20 protein-coding genes are annotated in these 21,373 nt (G+C 72.5%); 19 read left to right on the forward strand and 1 reads right to left on the reverse strand.

The window, feature by feature from the left end:
* Window positions 1-17 precede the first annotated feature (17 nt).
* The 7 genes from HYQ63_RS28840 to HYQ63_RS28870 are packed head-to-tail and all read left to right on the forward strand — an operon-like array spanning window position 18 to window position 8,063.
* Window positions 18-1,220, forward strand: coding sequence for a macrolide family glycosyltransferase (locus HYQ63_RS28840; protein WP_179936774.1), 1,203 nt, complete (start codon window positions 18-20; stop codon window positions 1,218-1,220).
* Window position 1,221: 1 nt separating this feature from the next.
* Complete coding sequence (locus tag HYQ63_RS28845; RefSeq protein WP_179936775.1) at window positions 1,222-2,211, forward strand: NAD(P)-dependent oxidoreductase; 990 nt, start codon at window positions 1,222-1,224, stop codon at window positions 2,209-2,211.
* Window positions 2,212-2,219: 8 nt separating this feature from the next.
* Window positions 2,220-3,446, forward strand: a complete 1,227-nt coding sequence (locus HYQ63_RS28850) for a glycosyltransferase (RefSeq protein ID WP_257232227.1) — start codon at window positions 2,220-2,222, stop codon at window positions 3,444-3,446.
* A 46-nt stretch (window positions 3,447-3,492) separates the two neighbouring features.
* The gene (locus HYQ63_RS28855) at window positions 3,493-4,617 is read left to right on the forward strand and encodes a DegT/DnrJ/EryC1/StrS aminotransferase family protein (protein WP_179936777.1); all 1,125 of its coding nucleotides are present in this window, start codon (window positions 3,493-3,495) and stop codon (window positions 4,615-4,617) included.
* Window positions 4,618-4,627: 10 nt separating this feature from the next.
* Complete coding sequence (locus HYQ63_RS28860) at window positions 4,628-5,692, forward strand: glucose-1-phosphate thymidylyltransferase (protein ID WP_179936778.1); 1,065 nt, start codon at window positions 4,628-4,630, stop codon at window positions 5,690-5,692.
* Window positions 5,689-6,672 carry a dTDP-glucose 4,6-dehydratase gene (rfbB, locus tag HYQ63_RS28865; protein WP_179936779.1) on the forward strand — a complete coding sequence of 328 codons (984 nt, stop codon included), beginning with the start codon at window positions 5,689-5,691 and terminating at the stop codon, window positions 6,670-6,672. Before HYQ63_RS28860 ends, rfbB begins: the two co-directional genes overlap by 4 nt.
* Window positions 6,669-8,063, forward strand: a complete 1,395-nt coding sequence (locus HYQ63_RS28870) for an NDP-hexose 2,3-dehydratase family protein (RefSeq protein ID WP_179936780.1) — start codon at window positions 6,669-6,671, stop codon at window positions 8,061-8,063. Before rfbB ends, HYQ63_RS28870 begins: the two co-directional genes overlap by 4 nt.
* Window positions 8,064-8,119: 56 nt before the next feature.
* On the opposite strand, the gene HYQ63_RS45685 is transcribed toward HYQ63_RS28870, so the two are convergent.
* Entirely contained in the window at window positions 8,120-8,725 is a 606-nt protein-coding gene (locus tag HYQ63_RS45685; protein WP_179936781.1) for an acyltransferase, read from the reverse strand.
* Window positions 8,726-9,032: 307 nt separating this feature from the next.
* Here HYQ63_RS45685 and HYQ63_RS28880 point away from each other — a divergent pair, with 307 nt between their 5' ends.
* From HYQ63_RS28880 to HYQ63_RS28935, 12 genes are all read left to right on the forward strand, one after another.
* Window positions 9,033-10,076: a 3-oxoacyl-ACP synthase III family protein gene (locus HYQ63_RS28880; RefSeq protein WP_179936782.1), complete on the forward strand. Its 1,044-nt coding sequence runs from the start codon at window positions 9,033-9,035 to the stop codon at window positions 10,074-10,076.
* Complete coding sequence (locus tag HYQ63_RS28885) at window positions 10,073-10,348, forward strand: acyl carrier protein (RefSeq protein WP_179936783.1); 276 nt, start codon at window positions 10,073-10,075, stop codon at window positions 10,346-10,348. The genes HYQ63_RS28880 and HYQ63_RS28885 overlap by 4 nt, the downstream gene beginning before the upstream one ends.
* Window positions 10,345-11,529, forward strand: coding sequence for an acyl carrier protein (locus tag HYQ63_RS28890; protein WP_218929585.1), 1,185 nt, complete (start codon window positions 10,345-10,347; stop codon window positions 11,527-11,529). The genes HYQ63_RS28885 and HYQ63_RS28890 overlap by 4 nt, the downstream gene beginning before the upstream one ends.
* Before the next feature lie 48 nt (window positions 11,530-11,577).
* Window positions 11,578-11,850: an acyl carrier protein gene (locus HYQ63_RS28895; protein ID WP_009715027.1), complete on the forward strand. Its 273-nt coding sequence runs from the start codon at window positions 11,578-11,580 to the stop codon at window positions 11,848-11,850.
* Window positions 11,847-13,037 (forward strand): acyl-CoA dehydrogenase family protein, encoded by a 1,191-nt coding sequence (locus tag HYQ63_RS28900; RefSeq protein WP_179936784.1) that lies wholly within the window; start codon window positions 11,847-11,849, stop codon window positions 13,035-13,037. Before HYQ63_RS28895 ends, HYQ63_RS28900 begins: the two co-directional genes overlap by 4 nt.
* Window positions 13,030-14,166, forward strand: a complete 1,137-nt coding sequence (locus tag HYQ63_RS45690) for an acyl-CoA dehydrogenase family protein (RefSeq protein WP_179936785.1) — start codon at window positions 13,030-13,032, stop codon at window positions 14,164-14,166. The genes HYQ63_RS28900 and HYQ63_RS45690 overlap by 8 nt, the downstream gene beginning before the upstream one ends.
* A gap of 49 nt (window positions 14,167-14,215) precedes the next feature.
* On the forward strand, window positions 14,216-15,142 hold the full coding sequence (locus HYQ63_RS28910; protein ID WP_179936786.1) for a hypothetical protein: 927 nt from the start codon (window positions 14,216-14,218) through the stop codon (window positions 15,140-15,142).
* A complete protein-coding gene (locus HYQ63_RS28915) occupies window positions 15,132-16,709 on the forward strand; it encodes an amino acid adenylation domain-containing protein (RefSeq protein WP_179936787.1) in 1,578 nt (525 codons plus the stop codon). Before HYQ63_RS28910 ends, HYQ63_RS28915 begins: the two co-directional genes overlap by 11 nt.
* Window positions 16,710-16,816: 107 nt before the next feature.
* Window positions 16,817-18,292: an AMP-binding protein gene (locus HYQ63_RS28920; protein WP_179940623.1), complete on the forward strand. Its 1,476-nt coding sequence runs from the start codon at window positions 16,817-16,819 to the stop codon at window positions 18,290-18,292.
* Window positions 18,289-19,533 carry a type III PLP-dependent enzyme gene (locus tag HYQ63_RS28925; protein ID WP_179936788.1) on the forward strand — a complete coding sequence of 415 codons (1,245 nt, stop codon included), beginning with the start codon at window positions 18,289-18,291 and terminating at the stop codon, window positions 19,531-19,533. Before HYQ63_RS28920 ends, HYQ63_RS28925 begins: the two co-directional genes overlap by 4 nt.
* Complete coding sequence (locus HYQ63_RS28930; protein WP_179936789.1) at window positions 19,530-20,075, forward strand: cobalamin B12-binding domain-containing protein; 546 nt, start codon at window positions 19,530-19,532, stop codon at window positions 20,073-20,075. Before HYQ63_RS28925 ends, HYQ63_RS28930 begins: the two co-directional genes overlap by 4 nt.
* Window positions 20,072-21,367, forward strand: coding sequence for a methylaspartate mutase (locus tag HYQ63_RS28935; protein ID WP_179936790.1), 1,296 nt, complete (start codon window positions 20,072-20,074; stop codon window positions 21,365-21,367). Before HYQ63_RS28930 ends, HYQ63_RS28935 begins: the two co-directional genes overlap by 4 nt.
* The last annotated feature ends 6 nt before the right edge of the window (window positions 21,368-21,373 follow it).

The raw sequence follows: 21,373 nt of genomic DNA on the forward strand, positions 1-21,373 counted from the left end.
GAACTGGAGTCACACCTTTGAAGAAGCACATAGCGTTCTTCGTCGCTCCCTATCAGGGACATGTGAATCCCCTTCTCCCGATGGTTGCCGACCTGGTCGGCAGGGGGCATCGGATCACCTGTGTCACGGCGTCCCCATTCGTCGAGCCGCTGGGGGCGGCCGGTGCCAGGACCGTGGAGTACGCCTCGGTCTGGCCCGCGAACCGGAGCGTTCCGGCCGACATGACGGCCGAGGATATGGCGAAGGGACCGCTTCAGATCCTCCGCGAGAACATCGCGGTCGCGAACGCCGCGGAGCGGGAACTCGCCGCCGATCTGCCCGATCTGGTGGTGTACGACACGCTCCTGAACTTCGCCGGGCGGGCGCTCGCCGAGAAATGGCAGCGGCGGGCCGCGCAGTTCATTCCGCTGCTCGCCTCGAACGAGCACTTCTCGGTCCTTCAGGCGGTGGCGGAGGAATTCCCGCCGGTCGACCCGCAGCATCCGGCGCTGCTGGAATTCGGTGCGCAACTGGGTGAGTTCCGGGCCGGTCACGGGCTGTCCGCGCCCGGTCCCGAGGATTTCCTCGCCGCGTCCGAAGGGCTCAATCTGGTGTGTGTGGGGCGGGATTTCCAGCCCGCCGCGGACACCTTCGACGACAGCTATGTGTTCGTCGGCCCGAGCCTGGCCGACCCCGCCGAGCGGGCCCCGTGGAGCCCGCCGGACAGCGGCGCGCCGGTGCTGCTGGTCGCGCTGGGCACGCTGTTCAACGAACGCCCGGACTTCTACCGGGCGTGCCGTGAGGCGTTCGCCGACCAGCCCTGGCACGTGGTGATGGCGGTCGGCGACCACGTCGACCCCGCGGACCTCGGTCCGCTGCCGCCCAACGTCGAGGTGCACCGGCGGGTGCCGCAGCTCGCGGTGCTGGAGCACGCCCGGGTCTTCGTGACCCACGGCGGCATCCGCAGCGCGATGGAGTCGCTGTCCGCCGGCACGCCCATGGTGGCGGTGGCGCAGTCGGTGGAGCTGGACTTCACCGCGCGCCGGATCGCCGAGCTGGGGCTCGGGGTGCGGATCGCCCGCCAGGACGTCACACCGGAGGCGCTGCGCGCGGCGGTGCGCACCGCGGCCGAGGACCCCGAGATCCAGCGGCGGGTGGCCGCCATGTCGGAGAGCGTCCGTGCGGGCGGCGGGGCGGCCCGCGCCGCCGACGCGATCGAAGCGTACGCGGAGCGGGTCTGATATGGCGGCGGACTACTGGGCCGGGAAGACCGTCCTGGTCACCGGGGGACTGGGGTTCATCGGCTCGCACATGGTCGAGGAGCTGGTCGGCCGGGGCGCGCACGTGCTGTGCGTGTACCGCCGGGAGAAGCCGGAGGTGCTGGCCGAGCTTCCGGCCTCGCCCTCGCTGACGGCGCTGCGGATCGACGTCCTCGACTACGACGCGCTGCTGGCCGTCGCCGCGGCGGTGCCGCGCGTCGACGCGGTCATCAACTGCGCCACGCTCGACGGCAATATGCAGTTCCTGCTCGAGGAATCGGGCCGGATGCTCGACGAGAACATGCGCATCGTCTCCAATGTGCTCAACCTGGCCCGCCACTGCCGGATTCCGGACGTGGTGCTGATCAGCTCGGCCGAGATCTACTCGTACGACGGCACGGAACCCATGCGCGAAGAGGACGACCACCGTCGCCACATGGAGTTCTCGCCGAATGGCTACCGGATGTCGAAGATGTTCACGGAGGTGCTGGCGGACCTGTACCGCAAGCAGTTCGGAATGAACATCTACACGCCGCGCCTCACCAATGTGTACGGCCCGCGCGACGATTTCGACACCACGACCAACCACGTCATCCCGAACATGCTGATGAAGCTGGCAGCCGGGCAGGACATCGAGATCTGGGGCGACGGCAGCCAGCTGCGCACCTTCATCCACGTACAGGACGTCGTCCGCGCGATCCTGTGCATGGTGCGGTCGGGCACCTGCGAAACCCTCAACATCGGCACGTCCGAGTCGGTTTCCATCCGCGACTTGGCCTATCTGGTGGCCGAGGCCGCCGGACATACGAAGAACCGGGTCCGATTCGATCCGGACAAGCCCGTGGGCGCGGCCAGACGGGCACTCGATCTGGACAATTTCCACCGCGTTGTCGATTTCACGCCGCGCTCCCTGAAAGACGGCCTCCTCGACACCGTCCAGTGGCACCGGAAGAAGGCACAGAGGGTCCGATGAAGGTTTCCTTGCAGACATTCGGGACGCGCGGCGACGTCCATCCCTTCGTGGCACTGGGGATCGGGCTGCGCGAGCGCGGGCACGACGTCACCGTGGCCACGGCGCTGGATTTCAAGGCCATGGTGGAACAGGCCGGGCTGGAATTCCGCGAGATCCCCGGCCGGACCACCGACCACTTCTCCAACCCGGCGGTCATCAAGTCGATCCGCAAGAGCTCGTCCTCGATCCGCACCGCCATGGCCATGGAGCGCCCCGGCAAGGACGAGTTCGTGGACGCCGTGGAGAAGATGCAGGAGGCCGCCGAGGGCGCCGACTTCACGCTGACCTCGCTGATCACCCGCGCCTGCGGATTCGCCGGTCTCGACAAGCCGTGGGGCACGGTGTCCTGGTGGCCGATCACCGCCACCCGGGAGTTCCGCGCGTACAAGACCCCCGACCTGCCGCTCGGCCCGCTGTACACGAAGTTCACCCACGCCATGTCCGCCCAGATGGAGTGGGCGGCCTGGCACCGGCCCGCGGTCAACGGATTCCGCGCCCGACGCGGGCTGCCGCCGCTGAAGAAGTCGCCGATGGGCGGGCTCGGCACCGAGCAGCCCGTGCTGTACCCGTACAGCCCGAGCTTCATGCCGCCGCCGGGCGACTGGCCCGCCAACACCCATGTCACCGGCTACTGGATCTGGGAACGCCCCGAGGAGGAGCCCCCGGCCGACCTGGTCGACTTCCTCGACAGCGGCACCAAGCCGCTGCTGCTGGCCCTCGGCAGCGCCTGGCCGGTGTACGGCGAGCGGACCTTCCACCTGGTGCGCGACGCCGTACGCCACGCCGGGCGGCGGCTGATCGTGGTGGGCGGGCCCGAAGGGACCGCCTCCGACGAGGTGTTCCGGGTGCCGGAGGTGGACTACGGCTGGCTCTTCCCGAAGGTGGCCGCGGTCATCCACGGCGGCGCCTTCGGCACCACGGCCGACGCGCTGCGCGCCGGAGTGCCGCAGCTGACCGTGCCGTGCTGGGCCGACGGCCCGTACTGGGCGGACCGGCTGGCCGAACTCGGCGTGGCCGCGCCCCCGGTGCCGTTCCAGAAGATGACCGCCGCACAGCTGCGGCAGGCCGTGCACACCGTGGTGAACGACCCCCGGCCCGCCGAACAGGCGGCCCGCATCGGCGAGCGCGTACGCCGCGACCGGGGCGTGGAGACGGCCTGCGACCTCATCGAATCCTGGGCCGACCAGGCCCGCTGACCCCGGACACCCTTCCCCCGACAAGGCCTTGGAGGCTGAACCACCCATGACCACATACGTCTGGGACTACCTGCCGGAATACCGCGACGAACGCAAGGACATCCTCGACGCGGTCGAGACCGTCTTCAGCTCGGGGAGCCTGATACTCGGCGCGAGCGTCAGCGGCTTCGAGTCGGAGTTCGCCGACTACCACGGCGTGCGCCACTGCACCGGAGTGGACAACGGCACCAACGCCGTCAAGCTCGCCCTGGAGGCGCTGGGCGTCGGCCCCGGGGACGAGGTGATCACCGTCTCCAACACCGCCGCGCCCACCGTCGTGGCCATCCACGGCACCGGCGCCACCCCCGTCTTCGTGGACATCAGGGCCGAGGACTACCTGATGGACACCGACCAGGTCGCCGCCGCGATCACCCCGCGCACCAAGGCGCTGCTGCCGGTGCACCTGTACGGCCAGTGCGTGGACATGGCGCCCCTGGAGGCGCTGGCCGCCGAGCACGGGCTCGCCCTGGTGGAGGACTGCGCCCAGGCGCACGGCGCCCGCCACCACGGCCGGATCGCCGGGTCCATGGGCGACACCGCCGCGTTCTCCTTCTACCCGACCAAGGTGCTGGGCGCGTACGGCGACGGCGGCGCCGTCGTCACCAACAGCGACGAGGCCGACGCGGCGCTGCGGCGGCTGCGCTACTACGGCATGGAGAAGAGGTACTACGTCGTCCAGACGCCCGGCCACAACAGCCGCCTGGACGAGGTGCAGGCCGAGATCCTGCGCCGCAAGCTCACCCGCCTCGACGACTACATCGCCGGGCGCCGCGCCGTGGCCCGCCGCTACGAGGAGGGCCTGGCCGATCTGACCGGGCCGGGCGGTCTGCACCTGCCCGCCACCAACCCCGGCAACGAGCACGTCTACTACGTGTACGTGGTGCGCCACCCGCAGCGCGACCGCATCATCGAGCGGCTCAAGAGCGAGTACGACATCTCCCTGAACATCAGCTACCCGTGGCCGGTGCACACCATGGCCGGGTTCGAACACCTCGGCTACGCCAAGGGGTCGCTGCCGGTCACCGAGGCGCTGGCCGACGAGATCTTCTCGCTGCCCATGTACCCGTCCCTTCCCCTGGACCTCCAGAACACCGTGATCGGTGCTCTGCGCGACGTCCTGACCACGCTCTAGGAGGCACACGATGAAGGCACTGGTGTTGTCCGGAGGCATGGGGCTGCGGCTGCGGCCGTTCAGCCACTCCATGCCCAAACAGCTCATCCCGGTGGCCAACAAGCCGGTCCTGGTCCATGTGGTCGAGGGCCTGCGGGCCCTGGGGATCACCGAGGTCGGCGTGGTGGTCGGCGACCGGGCCGAGATGATCGAAGGCGTCCTCGGCGACGGCTCCGACCTCGACGTGAAGATCACCTACATCCCGCAGGAGGCGCCGCACGGGCTCGCCCACTGCGTGGCGATCGCCCGCGACTTCCTCGGCGACGACGACTTCGTGATGTACCTGGGCGACCAGATGCTGCCCGACGGCGTCACCGAACTGGCCCGGGACTTCCGTACCGAACGCCCCGACGCCCAGGTCGTGGTGCACCAGGTGGCCGACCCGCGGGCCTTCGGGGTCGCCGAGGTGGAAGCGGACGGCCGGGTGGTCCGCCTGGTCGAGAAGCCCGAGTCGCCGGTCAGCGACCTGGCGGTGGTGGGCGTGTACTTCTTCACCCCCGCCATCCACGAGGCCGTCGCCGCCATCGGCGCCAGCAACCGCGGCGAGCTGGAGATCACCGACGCCATCCAGTGGCTGGTGTCCTCCGGCGCGGACGTCCGGGCCCGGGTCTACCGCGGCTTCTGGAAGGACGCCGGCCGGGTGGACGACGTCCTGGAGTGCAACCGGGAACTCCTCGACCGGCTCAAGCCCTCGGTGCGCGGCGAGGTCGACGACGCCAGCGAGCTGATCGGCGCGGTCGTGGTCGAGGAGGGCGCGCGGATCGTCCGCAGCCGCGTCGTCGGACCCGCGGTCATCGGCGCCGGGGCCCTGGTCGAGGACAGCGACATCGGCCCGCACACCGCGATCGGCCGGGACTGTGTGCTGAGCGGGACCGGCGTCGGATACACCATCGTCCAGGACGGCGCGACCGTGACGAACGTCGGCTCGGTGCACGCCTCGGTCATCGGCCGGGACGCCAGCGTCACCTCGGCCCCGGCCGACGGCGCCCACCGGCTCGTCGTCGGCGACCACGCCCGGATCGAGGTGACCGCGTGAGGATCCTGGTGACCGGGGGCGCCGGATTCATCGGCTCGGCCTACGTCCGCACCCTCCTCGACGGCGGCTACGCCGGGTACGAGGACGCCTCGGTGACGGTGCTGGACAAGCTCACCTACGCGGGCAACCGCACCAATTTGCCCGCACACCACGACCGGCTGGACTTCGTCCGGGGCGACATCTGCGACGCGGGGCTGCTGCGCGAGCTGCTGCCCGGCCACGACGCGGTGGTGAACTTCGCCGCCGAATCACACGTGGACCGCTCCATCGAGGACCCGTCGGCGTTCGTGCGCACCAATGTGCTCGGCACCCAGACGCTGCTGGAGGGCTGCCTGCTGAGCGGCGTGGAACGGGTCGTGCACATCTCCACCGACGAGGTGTACGGCTCGATCGAGCGCGGCGCGTGGACCGAGGAGTGGCCGCTCGCGCCCAACTCCCCGTACGCCGCGTCCAAGGCGTCCGGCGACCTCATCGCCCGCTCGTACTGGCGCACCCACGGCCTGGACGTGTCCATCACCCGCTGCTCCAACAACTACGGGCCCCACCAGCACCCGGAGAAGCTGATCCCGCTGTTCGTCACCAGCCTGCTCAGCGGCGACACCGTGCCGCTGTACGGCGACGGCTCCAACGTCCGCGAATGGGTCCACGTCCAGGACCACTGCGCGGGCATCCAGCTGGTTCTGAGCGGAGGCAGAGCCGGCGAGGTCTACCACATCGGTGGCGGGAACGAGCGGACCAACCGGCAGATCACCGACGCGCTGCTGGAGCTGTGCGGCGCGTCCGGGGACCTGGTGCGCCAGGTGGCCGACCGCAAGGGCCACGACCTGCGCTACGCGCTGGACGACGGCAAGATACGGGCCGAGCTGGGCTACGCCCCGGCCGTGGACTTCGACCGGGGCCTGGCCGAGGTGGTCGCCTGGTACGGGGACAACCCGGCCTGGTGGAAGCCGCTCAAGGAGTCCCGGGGAGCGGCCGTATGACCGCGGCCACCGCGCTGCGCGCCGCGGACCTGCGCCCCGTCGAGGACCCGGAGCTGCCCGCCCGGCTGGCCCGCTCCGCCCGGGAGCGGGACGGGACACCGCTGCCCACCGCCGAGTTCGACACCTGGCTGGAGGGGCGCCGCCGGGCGCACCCCTTCCGGGTGGAGCGGGTGCCGTTCGCCGAGGCGGACGGCTGGGCCTTCGACCCGGCCACCGGCAACCTGGGACACCACAGCGGGCGGTTCTTCACCGTCGAGGGGCTGGACGTGCGCAGGGGCGACGGCCCGGTACGGCAGTGGCAGCAGCCCATCATCCGCCAGCCGGAGATCGGTGTCCTCGGCATCCTGGTCAAGGACATCGGCGGGGTGCCGCACTTCCTGATGCAGGCCAAGATGGAGCCCGGCAACCCCAATCTGCTCCAGCTCTCGCCCACCGTGCAGGCCACCCGCAGCAACTACACCCGGGTCCACAAGGGCGCGCCGGTGCGCTACCTGGAGTACTTCGCCGGGGCGCGGCGCGGCCGGGTCATCGCCGATGTGCTCCAGTCCGAGCACGGCTCGTGGTTCTACCGCAAGAGCAACCGCAACATGGTGGTGGAGACCGACGAGGACGTCACCGCGGAGGACGACTTCTGCTGGCTCACGCTCGGGCAGATCCATGAACTGCTGGCGCGGGACAACGTGGTCAACATGGACGCGCGCACGGTGCTGTCGTGCCTGACGCCCTTCCTGCCCGGCGCGCGCGAGGACGGCGGGGAACTGGCGCACACGCCGACCCCCGAGCTGCTGAGCTGGTTCACCGGGCAGCGCAGCGACCGGGAGATCGAGGTGTCCCGGATGCCGCTGGCCGAGATGGCGGACTGGCGGCGGGACTGCGAGGAGATCGCCCGGCCGGACCGCCGGTACTTCCAGGTGGTGACGGTGTCGGTGCGGGCCGGGAGCCGGGAGGTGGGCGGCTGGTGCCAGCCGCTGTTCGCGCCCCGCGGCCCGGGAGTGGTGGCCTTCGTGGTCCGCGACATCGGCGGGGTGCGGCACGTGCTGATGCGGGCGCGGCCGGAGCCGGGTTTCCGCGACGTCGTGGAGCTGGGCCCGACCGTGCAGTGCACCCCGGACAACTACCGGCCGGACCTGCGGCCGCCGCTGCTGGACGAGGTGCTGTCGGCCGAGCCGTCCCGGATCCTGTACGACGCCGTGCACTCGGAGGAAGGGGGACGGTTCCTGAACGCGGTCAGCCGCCATCTGATCGTGGCCGCGGACGAGAGGTTCCCCGTCCAACCGCCCGCGGACTGCGCCTGGTTCACGGTGGAGCAGCTGGCCGGTCTCGTACGGCACGGGCACTTCGTGAGCGTGCAGGCCCGCACCCTGCTGGCCTGCCTGAACACGCTGTGCTGAGCGGAAGCGCGGGCGGCCGGTGCCCGGGCGTCGCCGCGCCCGGGCACCGCGCCACGTCACCGCGGGTGCGGGTCGTCGGGGTGCAGCGTGCCGTCGGTCTCGGTGTAGCGCTCCCCGGTGCGCGGGCAGACGAAGTGGCCGTCCCCGGCGTCCTCCAGGGGCGCTCCGGCCCGCCCCACCCACTTCACCCGGCGGGCGGGGACACCGGCGACCAGGGCGAAGTCGGGGACGTCGCGGGTGACGACCGAGCCCGCGGCGACCATGGCCCAGCGGCCTATGGTCACCGGCGCCACGCACACGGCCCGGGCGCCGATGGACGCGCCGCGCCGGACGGTGACCCCGACCGGGGTCCAGTCGTCGGCGTCCTTCGGCTTGCCCTCGGGGGTGATGGCGCGGGGGTAGGAGTCGTTGGTGAGGACGGCGGCGGGGCCGATGAAGACCCCGTCCTCCACCCGGGCCGGTTCGTAGACCAGGGCGTGGTTCTGCACCTTGCAGCCGTCGCCGAGGGAGGCGCCGGGGCCGATGTACACGCCGCGGCCGATGGTGCAGCCGCCGCCGACCGAGGCGCCCTCGCGGATATGCGTCAGGCCCCACACCGTTGTGCTCTCACCCACCCCGGCGTTCTTGTGCACGTCCGCGGTCGGGTCGATATGCGCAACCACTGCTTCTCCTCACCGGAAAACTGCCGAGTCCGTCCGAATGGGCAGGAGGCGATGGTAACTTGACACCCTGTCGGGGTACGATTTAGCTGGTACTCGACCAGTACTGAACTGGGGTACTGAAAGCGCCGGACCGCGTCCGGCCAACGGGGTGAAGCTGCAGTATCGAAACGGGGTTCCTCGACCGGCCGACCGGTCTTTCGCATGCGACGAATCCAGCGGATTCCTGGCGCGTGCTGCCGCCGTATGCCTCCTTTTGTCCAAAAGCACGGTCCATGTACGCGCGTGGTGAGCAAGAAGGGAAGCCGGAATGCGAGTAGACGGTGTCTACATCAGCTCGGTCGGTGTGCATCTTCCGGAATGGGTGAGCGTTGACGATGCCGAGGGCATCGGTGACGAGCAGCGGGCGGAGTTCAAGGCCGGCGGGCTGACCGGCACCCATGTCGCGGGGGACACCCCGGCCGTGGACATGGCCGTCGCCGCAGCTCGCAGCGCCATCGAGCGGTCCACCGCGACCACCGAGACCATCGACGGGCACATTCACGGCAGCGTCTACTACCAGGTTCCCGAAGGCGCCTACGCCCCCGGATACATCCTGCGCGAGCTGGGCAGCGGAAACATCGCGTCCTTCGACATCCAGCAGGGCTGCAACGGCATGCTGGGCGCGCTCCAGGTGGCCATCGGCCAGCTGACCGGTGCCGCGAAGAGCGAGCATGTCCTCATCACCACCGCGTCGAACTTCAGCAGTCCGCTGTTCAACCGGTGGAAGGATTTCGGCACCAACTCCATCTACTCCGACGGGGCCGCCGCCGCGGTCGTCAACGGCACCGGTGGATTCGCCCAGGTCCGGTCCCTGAACTCCGGGACCCTGCATGAGCTGGAGGCATGGCACCGGGGTCAGGAGTCCCTTCTGCCGCCCCGCGGCGGCGAAACGAACCACTTCAACCTGGGCGAGCGCTCCCAGTATTTCGTCGACAATGTGATGGAGCTGCCGCGGCTCTTCGAGAGCTTTTTCAAGTTCGACCTGGGCATCATCAACGACTCCCTGGTCGACGCGGGTCTGACCGCCTCCGACATCACCAAAGTGGTCACCATCAACGTGGACAACCGCATGATCGAGCAGGCGCTCATGCGGCCCCTCGGCATCCCCTCCGACCGGCTGTGCGCGGAGTACGGGGCGAAGGTCGGCCACTCGGGCGGCGCCGACATGTTCATCACCCTCGAACACCTGGCGCGCACCGGCGGTCTGGAGCCGGGCGACAACGTCCTGCTGACCTCCCAGGGCCCGGGGTGGATCTGCTCCTCCGCCGTGCTGACCGTCGTCGAGCAGCCCTCGTGGAGCGACGCCCAGTGACACTCGACCGGGACAACGTCATCGCCACCGTCAAGGACATCGTGATCACCGAGGCCAGGGCCGCCGTCGAGCCGTCCGCCGTGCCCGACGACGAACCGCTGGCGGGCCCCCTGCTGAACGTCAGCTCCATGGCGCTGCTGGGTATCCTCACCCGGATCGAGGATGAGTTCGGCTCCGCCGTCCCCGACGACCTGTTCGCCGGGCGCAGCCTCAAGACCGTGCGGGACCTCGTGGAGCTGGTGTCCCTCCCCGCCGAGGAGGCCCCGAAGTGACCGCCGGAGCAGACACCGGAGCGAGCACCGGAACGGGCACCGCCGAGACCGTACGGGCCGACCTGCTGGACTGCCTTCAGGTCAACCTCGCCCTGCTCGCCGACCGGCACCACGGCCCCGGCACCCATCTGCGCCTCGGCGCCCGGCTGCGGTTCGCGCCGCGCCCCGGGCCGGACGGCCTGCCCACCGTCGAACCGACGCTGGACGACCATCTCGCCGATGCCTCGGAGCTGCTGGGCCTGACCGTCGCCACCCGCGTCAGCGGCGTGGACCGTCCGGTGATCGCCGCCGCAGGCGGGCCCGTCTACGTGGTGGCCGACGCCCACTACCTGCCGTGGGTGCCCTACTTCGGGCACAAGCACGTCGAGCACAGCTTCCTGGTGGAGCCGGGCGCGGACGGCGACACGGTCGAGGTGACCGACGGCTACCACAACGACACCCAGTGGGGGAAGGCCAGGCCCGGGTCGCACACCTACGGCCGCGACGAACTGGCCGCGATCCTCGCCGCGGACCCGCAGGGCGTCGAGCTGCTGCACCTCGTCCCGCGCCCGCTCGGCCCCGCGCCCCGCCCGGCCGCCGACCTCGACGCCGACCGCGCGGCGGAGTATCTGCGCGCCTACGCCGAACACCCCGACCGCACCGCGGCGCTGGAGCGGTTCACCCTGGAGACATGGCTGCTGGCCCGCGCCCGCAAGCTGTACGCCCAGTACGCCGCGGGCGGGCCCGAGGCCGCGGTGGACCCGGCGGCGGCCGAGCACCTGGCCCGCTGGGACGGCGTCGTGGAGCACGCGTACCTCACCTTCCGGCGGGTCGCGCGCGGCCGCGCCGAACCGCCCGAGCTGCTCGCCCGCGCCGCCGAGGTGCTGCGCGCCGACGCCACCGCGCTCACCGGCGGCGGCCCGGCCGCCGAGCCCGAGGGTGGCGCCGCCACCGGGGACGGCGAGCTGCGTCCCACCGTGCGCGCCGTCGTCGCCGACGTCCTCGCCCTCGACGAACACCTCGTGCCCGACACCGAACTGACGGGCCTCGCGGAGTTCAGCAGCCTGCGCATGGTCGAGATCGTGGAGGGCCTGGAGGCCGCGTTCGACGTGGAGTTCGGGCCGGACGACCTCGTACCGGAGAAGTTGCACCGCATCGACGACCTGTGCGGCCTGGTGCACCGCGCCCTCGCCGCCCGCTGACCGGTCCCCGCGACCGACGCCGAAGACCTCAGAAAGGTGGACCACGCCGTGGACGCCCGCTTCACCGAACTGCTGACGCCCTACCTCCCCTACCTGGGGGACCGCGAACTGACGGCCGACACCCCGCTGCGCGAGTACGGCCTGGACTCGATGCAGGCCATCGAGCTGATGCTGTCCGTGGAGGACACCTACGGGGTGGAACTGCCGGACGAGCAGCTGACCGAGGAGACCTTCAGCACCGCGGGCAAGCTGTGGGACGCGCTCTCCGGCCAGCTCGGCGGCCAGGGCTCCGACACCGCCCCGGCGGCGGACGCCGTATGAGCGGCGCCACCGGGCAGGGCCCCCGTACGGACCTCCTCCCGGCCGTCGAACAGGTCCGCGCCCTGGCCGCGAAGCACGCCGAGGAGACCGACGAGGCCGCGCGCTTCCCGGTCGCCGTGCTGGACGAACTGCGCACCACCGGACTGCTCGGGCTGCTGGTGCCTGCCGAGTACGGCGGGCTCGGCGGCGGCCTGGACGAGCTGCTGGACATCACCATGGAGCTCGGCCGGGCCGATATGTCGGTCGCGATGATCTTCTCGATGCACTGCCAGCAGGTGGCGGGCGTCGTGCACCACGCCGGACCCCGGCTCGCGGGCGAACTGCTGCCGCTGGTCGCTGCCGGGCGGATGTACCTGGCCTCGGTGACCACCGAGGCGGGCAAGGGCGGCCATCTGCTGACCGCCACCGCCGGACTCACCGCCGAGGACGACGGGCTGGACATCGACCGGTTCGCACCGATCGTCACCGGTGGCGAGCACGCCGATGGCTTCCTCATCACCATGCGCAGCCCCGAGGCCCGCTCCGCGGGCGACGTCTCGCTCGTGTACGCCCACCGCGACCAGCTCACCATCACCCCCTCCGGCGACTGGAACCCGCTGGGCATGCGGGCCAGCCACAGCACCGCGCTCCGGCTCACCGGCCGCATCCCCGAGCACCAGGTGGTCGGCGAGCACGGGCAGTTCCGCGCGGTCGTGCTCAACACCTTCGGCCCGCTGGCCCACCTGGGCTGGGCGGCCAGCTGGCTGGGCACCGCGAGCGGCGCCCTGTCCCGGGTGCTGCGGCTGCTGCGCAGCCCGGACGGCCGCAAGGGCGCCAACCTCGACTCCGAACTGCTGATGACCCGGCTCTCGCGGTCCCGGCAGCGGCTGGAGACCGTGCACGCCCTGATGCGGCACACCGCCGAGGTCGTGACCCGGGTGCGCGCCGAGGGCGACGACCTGTCCCGGCCCCGCTACCAGATGCTGATCAACAGCCTCAAGATCACCGCATCGGAGGAGTGCCACCGGGCGGTCGAGGACCTGATCGACGCCGTCGGCCTGCGCCACGGCTACCTCAAGGGCTCGCCCACCGGCCTCGAACGGGCCCTGCGCGACCTGCGTTCGGCCGCCCTGAACTACAGCAACGACCGGCTCCACCTGGCCGACGGCAAGCTCGCGCTGCTGGACGCGGAGGTCCGCTTTGCCTGACGCGCAGACCCGGCCGCTGCCCGGCCCTCCGGCGTCCGGCCCTCCGGTGCCCGCACCCGCGGTGCCCGGCGCCGACGCCCGGCAGGCCGTGGCGGAGCTGGCCGGGGCCGGGGCGCTCACCGAGCTGTACGGGCCCCGGCCGACCGGCCGGGTGGACCCGAGGACCCTGCGGCGGCTGCTGGCCGACGCCGCCGCGCGCGGCCCGCAGGGCACGGTGCTCGCCCTGCTGGTCCAGCTCGCCACCGCCCTGCCCCTGCTGACCGAGACGGCCCAGGCCCCCACCGCCACCGCGGTGCGGGACGCCGCGCTGGGAGGCCGGGCGCTGCTCGCGCTCGCCGCCACCGACGAACAGGCCGGATCGGACCTCACCGCGCTCACCACCACCGTGGACCTCGACGGCGGCCCCGACGGCGACCAGGTGACCGTGAACGGGACCAAGCGCTGGGTCACCTCGGCCCTCACCGCCGACCACGCCCTGGTGCTGGCCCGCCACCGGCCCGGCCGCCACTTCACCAACTTCACCTGGGTGCTGGTCCCGCTCACCGCGCCCGGCGTCACCGTCCGCCCCGCCGCCACCGAGCTGTTCGAGGGCTCCGGCGTCGGCCACCTCGAGCTGTCCGGCGTCGTGCTCTCCCGCGACCACCTCCTCGGCCGCACCGGCCGCGGACTCGCCCTCTTCGCCCGCCACATGGCCGTCGAGCGGCTGGCCTCCGCGGCCTGGGCCATCGAGCTGTGCCGCGGCGCCATCGCCGACACCGACCGGCGGCTGCGCGCGCGGCAGGTGGACGACACCCCGCTGCGGGAGTCGGCGAGCGTGCGCCAGCGGCTGGCCGACTGCGCCGTCCAGGTCAGCTCGCTGCACGCACTGTGGACGGCCTCGTGCGACCGGATCGCCGACGGCCACGACGCCACCGCCGCCGCCGTCCTCAAGGCCGCCTCCGGCACCACCGTGGAACGCGTGATGACCACCTGCGCCCAGCTCCAGGGGGCCGATGGCTTCGGCACCGGGGGAATCCAGCAACTGCGCGCCGAGTCCGCCGTGTTCGCCATCGGCGGCGGCGCCACCGAGGTCGTCCTCGACACCGTCGCGGGCCGACTCGACTTGGTACTGAACGAACTGACCCCATGACCCGGGCGCCCGGCGGGGCCCGCCGCACACCGAACCACCAGGAGGCCACATGAGCGAGCCATGGGAGCTGAGCTGCTACACCGCGAACCTGGCGGCCTATCTGCGGCCCCAGGCCCCCGGCATCGCCACGGACCTCGCGGCCGCCATCCGGCTGTCGGTGCGCACCGATCCCCCCGGCGGCGGGCTCGCGTTCTCCCACCACACCCGGGTGGACATCGATGCCGACGGCCACGGCCTGGCCTACCGGGGCGCCGACGACTGGGACCAGGCGCGGGACGCGCTCGCCGCCGAACTGCGGCGCGGCGGCCGGGTGCTGGCCGTCGGCAACACCCGGCACATCCCGTGGTCACCGGCCCATGAGCAGGCCGAGACCCCGCACTGGGTGCTGCTCTGCGGCCTCTCCGACGGCAAGTGGTCCGTACGCGACGACTTCGCGGCCCTCACCCCGCACGGCGAACACGCCCCGCACGCCGGGCTGCTGGACGACCACGAGCTGCGCGGGCTGCTGACCCCGCTCGCGGACATCACCCCGGTGGCCGTCAACCGGGACCGCTACGCGCTGGGGGAGCGCACCGCCCTGCCGCCCACCACCGGCTACCGCTGGCTGGAGCACACCGCGCTGCCGCCCCGCACCGACGAGGCCGACGAGCCCGAGGGCAGCTGGATCCACGGCGTGGCCCCCGCCCTGCGCGCGGTCGCGGAGCGGGTGTGCGGCGACGACGAGGCGCTGGCCCGGCACGCCGACGACCTGTGGACGGCCGCCCGCCACCAGCGCTTCCGGCTCGCCCAGCGCACCCCCGGCGATGCCGCCGCGCGGGCCGAGGCCGCCACCGCCTGGGAGGAACTGCCGCGCGCCGCACGGTTCGCCGTGGCCTCCGCCGCCCGGGGCAGGCCCCGCCACGCCCTGGTCGACAAGGCGTTCGCCCGGCTGCTGGACACCGTCGAACGGCTCGGGGACGGGAACGATGACGACTGACCGCAGCCTGTACGCGTGGTTCGCGGACACGGCGCGGCGCCACCCCGACGCGGTGGCGCTCGAAGTGGCGGACACCGCGCACACCTACGCGGGGCTACGGGAGCTGGCCGAGCGGCTGGCGCGGCGGCTGACCGCCGAGGCCGGTGGCGCCCCGCCCGCCCGCGTCGGTCTGCTGGCGGGCCGTACCCTCACCGCGTACGCCGGATACCTCGCCGTCCAGCGTCTCGGCGCCACCGTGGTGCCCCTCGGGACCGGCTTCCCCGTCGCGCGCAACGCCGCGATCGCCGAGGCCGCCGCCCTCGACCTGGTGCTGGCCGAACCCGGGTGCGACACCGCCGGACTGCCGGTGCCGGCGGTGACCGCCGACCCGGCCGTCCTGCCGCCCGCCCCCGCCACCGGCGCCGAACCGCCGCTCCCCGAGGGCGCACCGGACCCCGAGGACATCGCCTACATCCTGTTCACCTCGGGATCGACCGGCACCCCCAAGGGCGTTCCGGTGCGCCACCGCAACGTGGCCGCCTACCTCACCCATGTGATCGACCGCTATGGGCTCGCCCCCGGCGACCGGCTGTCCCAGACCTTCGACCTCACCTTCGACCTGTCGGTGTACGACCTGTTCGCAGCCTGGGGCGCGGGCGCCACCCTCGTCGTCCCGCACGACAACGACCTGGTGGCGCCGGTGCGCTACGTCAACCGGGAGCGGATCACCCACTGGTTCTCGGTGCCCTCCGTCGTCTCGTTCGCGATGCGGCTGCGCAACCTCGCCCCCGGCAGCATGCCGACCCTGCGCCGGAGCCTGTTCTGCGGCGAACCGCTCACCGCCGCCCAGGCCCGGGCGTGGCAGGCCGCCGCCCCCGGCAGCGTGCTGGAGAACCTGTACGGGCCCACCGAACTCACCCTGAGCTGCACCCAGTACCGCTTCGACGCCACCGCGGACCTGGGGGAGGGCGACACCGTGCCCATCGGGGAGCCGTACCCGGGCCTGGACACGCTGGTGATCGACGAGGACGGCCACGCCGCCACCGAGGGCGAGCTCTGCGTACGGGGCGTCCAGCGCTTCCCCGGCTACCTCGACCCCCGGGACAACGCGGGCCGGTTCGTCGAGCACACCGGCGGCCGCGCCACCGTCGTCGCCGACTGCCCGGCACCCGGCGAGGAGCTGTGGTACCGCACCGGCGACCGGGTGCGCCGCGACCCCGCCCACGGCCTGGTCCACCTCGGACGGCTGGACCAGCAGGTCAAGGTGCGCGGCTACCGCGTCGAACTCGGCGAGATCGAGGCCGTGCTGCGCTCCCGCCCCGAAGTGCGGGACGCCGTCGTGGTCGCCGTCCCGGGCCCCCGCGGGGAGTCCCGGCTGGTGGCCGCGTTCACCGGTGACACTGCCGAGCCGGGCCCGCTGCTGGACGCGGTGCGCGGCCGCCTGCCCGGCTACATGGTCCCCGACGCCGTCACCCGCTTCGAGTCCTTCCCCCTCAACACCAACGGGAAGATCGACCGCCGCGCCATCGGCCAGGTGCTCGCGCCCGCCCGGCGCCCGGCCCGCCCCCTCACGCCCACCCACGAGTGAAGAGAGCAGCCTTGGACAGCCACGCGCCTTCCCCGGGCCCCGCCACCCCGTCACCCGCAGACACCCTTGGAGCCGACCCCACCGCAGGGGGGCCGCTCGTCCACGACCTGCTGGACGAGGCCGTGGCCCAGGCCCCCGACGCGCCCGCCGTCCGGGACGCGGTCGGCGCCTGGACCTACCGCGAACTGGCCGCGCACAGCCACGCGTTCGCCGCCTGGCTGCGCGACCAGGGCATCGGCCGCGGCGACCGGGTCCTGCTCCAGCTGCCCAGCAGCCGCGAGATGGTGGCCATGTTCCACGGCGCCGCGCGGCGCGGCGCCGTCTTCGTACCGCTGAACCCGGCCATGAAGCCGTTCCACCTGCGCTCGGTGGTGCGCGACGCGGAACCGAAACTGGTCATCGGGAACGCCGCGACGGCCGAGCAGCTGCGCGCCATCGCCGACGCCCCCGTCCACGACCTGGCCGAGCTGTGGGCCGAGGTGCGCAAGGGCTACGAGGCCGGGGCGCGCCCCGAGCCGGAGCCGGTCGAGCCCGACGACCTCGCCGCCCTGATCTACACCTCCGGGTCCACCGCCGCCCCCAAGGCCGTGATCAGCCCGCACCGCCAGGTGACGTTCGCCACCCGGGCGCTGACCGCGGCGCTGGGCTACCGGCCGGACGACGTGGTCTTCTGCCGCTTCCCGATGTCCTGGGACTACGGCCTGTACAAGGTCCTGATGACCTGCGCCGCGCGCTGCGCGATCGTGCTGGCCGACGGCGAGTCCGACTTCGTGCTGCTCAAGCGGATGCGCGAGACCGGCGTCACGGTCGTCCCCATCGTGCCCTCCCTCGCCACGATGATCGTCTCGCTGGCGGGCCGGGACCGCCGGGAGCCGCCGCCGGTGCGCATGTTCACCAACACCGGCGCCGCACTGCCCCAGGCCACCATCGACGCGCTGCGCGCACACTTCCCCGGCGCCCGGGTGGTGCGCCAGTACGGCCAGACGGAGGCCAAGCGCATCACCGTGATGCCGCCCGAGGAGGACACCGAGCGGCCGAACTCCGTCGGCCTGCCGCTGCCCGGCACCCGGGTGCTGGTCCTGGACCCCGAAGGGCAGCCGGTGCCCACCGGCGAGGTAGGCGAGATCGTCGCGGTCGGCCCCCATGTGATGGGCGGCTACTGGCGCAACCCCGAGGTCACCGCGCGCACCTTCCGCCCCGACCCGGAGACCGGCGAGCCCCGCCTGCACACCGGCGACTACGGAAGCCTCGACGCCGACGGCTACCTCTACTTCGAGGGCCGCCGCGACGACATGTTCAAGCGCAAGGGCTTCCGGATGTCCACGCTGGAGATCGAAAGCGCCGCGATGGACATCCCCGGCGTCCGCGCCGCCGCCGCACTGCCCCCGAGCGACCGGCACGACCTGGCGCTGTTCGTGGAGAGCGACCTCGACGCGCAGACCCTCACCGACGAGCTGATGCAGCGCCTGGACCACACCAGGATGCCGGCCGTCTGCCGGGTGCTCTCCGAGTTCCCCTTCACCCTGCACGGCAAGAACGCCCGCCAGGAGCTGGAGGCCCTGCTGGAGAAGGACGAGACGTGAGCCGGTACGAGACGCTGGAAGAACTCGCCGGGCGGTACGGCACCCCGCTGTACGTCTACGACCTGGACCGGATCGACGCCGCCCGGCGCGACCTGTTCGGCTGGCTGCCCGAGGGCGTCGAGGTCTACTACGCCTTCAAGGCCAACCCGCACGTCGACCTGGTGCGCGCCCTGCGCGAGGGCGACGGCCCGGCCTGCAAGGCCGAGATCAGCTCGACCGGTGAGCTGGCCGCCGCCCTGGACGGCGGATACACCGGCGCCGACATCCTCTATACCGGGCCCGGCAAGACCCCTGGGGAGCTGCGCGAGGCCATCGCCCGCGGAGTGCGGACGTTCTCCGCCGAATCGCTGGGCGACCTGGAGCACATCGGTCAGGCCGCCCTTGCCCACGGCGTGGTCGCCGACTGCCTGCTGCGCGTCAACAGCGCCACCGCGAGCGCCAGCACCGGCATCCGCATGACCGGCAAGCCCACACAGTTCGGCATCGACAGCGAGACGGTGGCCGAGCTGGCGCCGCACCTGCGCTCCGTACCCGGCACGTCCCTCGCCGGTCTGCACCTGTTCTCGCAGAGCAACGCCAAGGACGAGGACGCCCTGATCGAGGAGTTCCGGCACACCATCGAGGTGGCCGCCCAGGTCGAGGCCGACCTGGGGGTGGCCCTGCGGCTGCTGGACATCGGCGGCGGCTTCTCCGTGCCGTACGGACGCCACGGCGCCCGCGACGCCTACCCCAAGCTGCGCGGCGAGCTGGAGGCCGCCCTGGACCTGCGGTTCCCCCGCTGGCGGCAGGGAGATCTGCGGATCGCCGTGGAGTCCGGCCGCTATCTGGTCGGGGACAGCGGCACCCTGCTGGCCTCGGTGAGCAACGTCAAGACCAGCCGGGACCGCCGGTTCGTCATCCTCGACGCGGGCATCAACACCTTCGGCGGCATGTCCGGGCTCGGCCGGATCCTGCCGGTGTCGGTGCGGGTCGAGGGGGACGCCGAGGTGACCGGCAAGGGCACCCTGGCCGGACCGCTGTGCACCCCCGGCGATCTGCTGGCCCGCGAGATCGACCTGCCGGAGCTGGACGAGGGCGACGTCGTCGCCATCCCCAACACCGGCGCCTACGGGCCCACCGCGAGCCTGCTGATGTTCCTCGGCCGCCCCGCGCCCGCCGAGGCCGTGGTCCGCGGCGGCGAGGTCCTCTCCGTCTCGCGCATCGAGCACATCCGCTCCCCGCTGCCCCTGGAAGGCCGATGAGCGGGGGCGGGCCGACGAGCGGGGGCGGGCCGACGAGCGGGGGCGGGCCGACGAGCGGGGCGCCGGACACCACCGGGGGCCGGGCGCCGGACCACGCCCCCCGGACCGTCGTCGTGACCTCGATGGCCTCGGACGCGCACACCTGGAACCTGGTGTTCCTGCAACTGCTGATCGAGGAACTGGGGTACCGGGTGGTCAACCTCGGCCCCTGCGTCCCCGACGAGGTCCTGGTCGAGGAGTGCCGTGACCTCCGCCCCGCGATGGTCGTGATCAGCAGCGTCAACGGCCACGGCTACCAGGACGGCATGCGGGTCATCCGGCGGCTGCGCGCCGCCGACCCGCTCGCCACCACCCCGGTGGTGGTCGGCGGGAAGCTGGGCGTCACCGGGGACGAGGACAGCGAACGGGTCGCCGAGCTGATGGCGGCGGGCTTCGACGCGGTCTTCGACGACGGCGCCGACCCCGCCGCCGCCCTGCGCGGCTTCGTCCACTCCCTCCAGGCGGGCCCGCCCGCCCTCGCGGGCCGGGCCGCGGCCGGATGAGCGAGGGGTTCGGCGCGTTCGTCCGCGCCCACGGGGGAGACGGCCGCCTGGTGGTCCAGCCGCGCATGGGCTTCGGCGACCCGCACCGGATGCGGGAGGGCCTGGCGGCCACCAGAGCCGCCGACGCTCTCACCGTGGGAACCATCACACTCGACGCCCACACCCGGGTCGGCCACCTCCAGGCGGTCGAACGCGCGCTGCGCGACGGCAGCGACCTCAACGGCTACCCCATCGTCAGCCATGAGGAATCCGTCACCCGCTGGGTGCTCTCGGCCGCGGACGGCACCGGCTTCCCCGTCCAGGTGCGGCACGGCTCCGCCGCCCCGGCCGACATCTTCCGCACCCTGACCCGGCTGGGACTCGGCGCCAGCGAGGGCGGCCCGGTGTCGTACTGCCTGCCCTACGGACGGACCCCGCTGGCCGAGTCCGTACGGAACTGGCGGGAGAGCTGCGAGGTGTTCGCAGGGCTGCGCGAACGGGGCGTGGAACCGCACCTGGAGACCTTCGGCGGCTGCATGCTGGGCCAGCTGTGCCCGCCCAGCCAGCTCATCGCCATCAGCGTGCTGGAAGCCCTCTTCTTCATCCGGCACGGGGTGCGCAGCGTGTCCGTGAGCTACGCCCAGCAGACCCACCCCGGGCAGGACCGGGAGGCGGTGGCGGCGCTGCGCCGGCTGTGCGGCGAACTGCTGCCCACCGACGACTGGCACGTGGTGGTGTACGCCTACATGGGGCTGTACCCGGTGACCGAGCACGGCGCCTACCGCCTGCTGGGGCAGGCGGCCGAGCTGGCGGCGGCGAGCGGGGCCGAGCGGCTGATCGTCAAGACGGTGGCCGAGTCCCGGCGCATCCCCACCATCGAGGAGAACGTGGCGGCGCTGGAGTACGCGGACCGGGCGGCGGCCCTGACCGGCCGGGCGCCCGACCCCGGGGCCGACAGCCAGACCTACCGGGAGGCCGCCGCCCTCACCGAGGCGGTGCTGAACCTCCACCCGGATATAGGGGAGGCCCTGCTGCGCGCCTTCCGCGCGGGCTACCTGGACATTCCGTACTGTCTGCACCCGGACAACCGGGGCGAGACCCGCGGTCGCATCGGCGACGACGGACGGCTGTTGTGGGAGCGGACCGGGGCGCTGCCGATCGGGCGGATCGCCGGTTCGCACCGGGCCCGTCCGGTCACTTCCGCCGGGCTGCTGGAGGATCTGTCGTACATGCGCAGAAGGTTCGACGAAGTGGCCGTGGAGCACCGCACGCCCCTGCCGGTCCCCGGCACACCGGGAACCGGAGCAGGCTAGGGTGAG

The sequence above is a fragment of the Streptomyces sp. Rer75 genome (assembly GCF_013414305.1).
Taxonomy (GTDB): domain Bacteria; phylum Actinomycetota; class Actinomycetes; order Streptomycetales; family Streptomycetaceae; genus Streptomyces; species Streptomyces himastatinicus.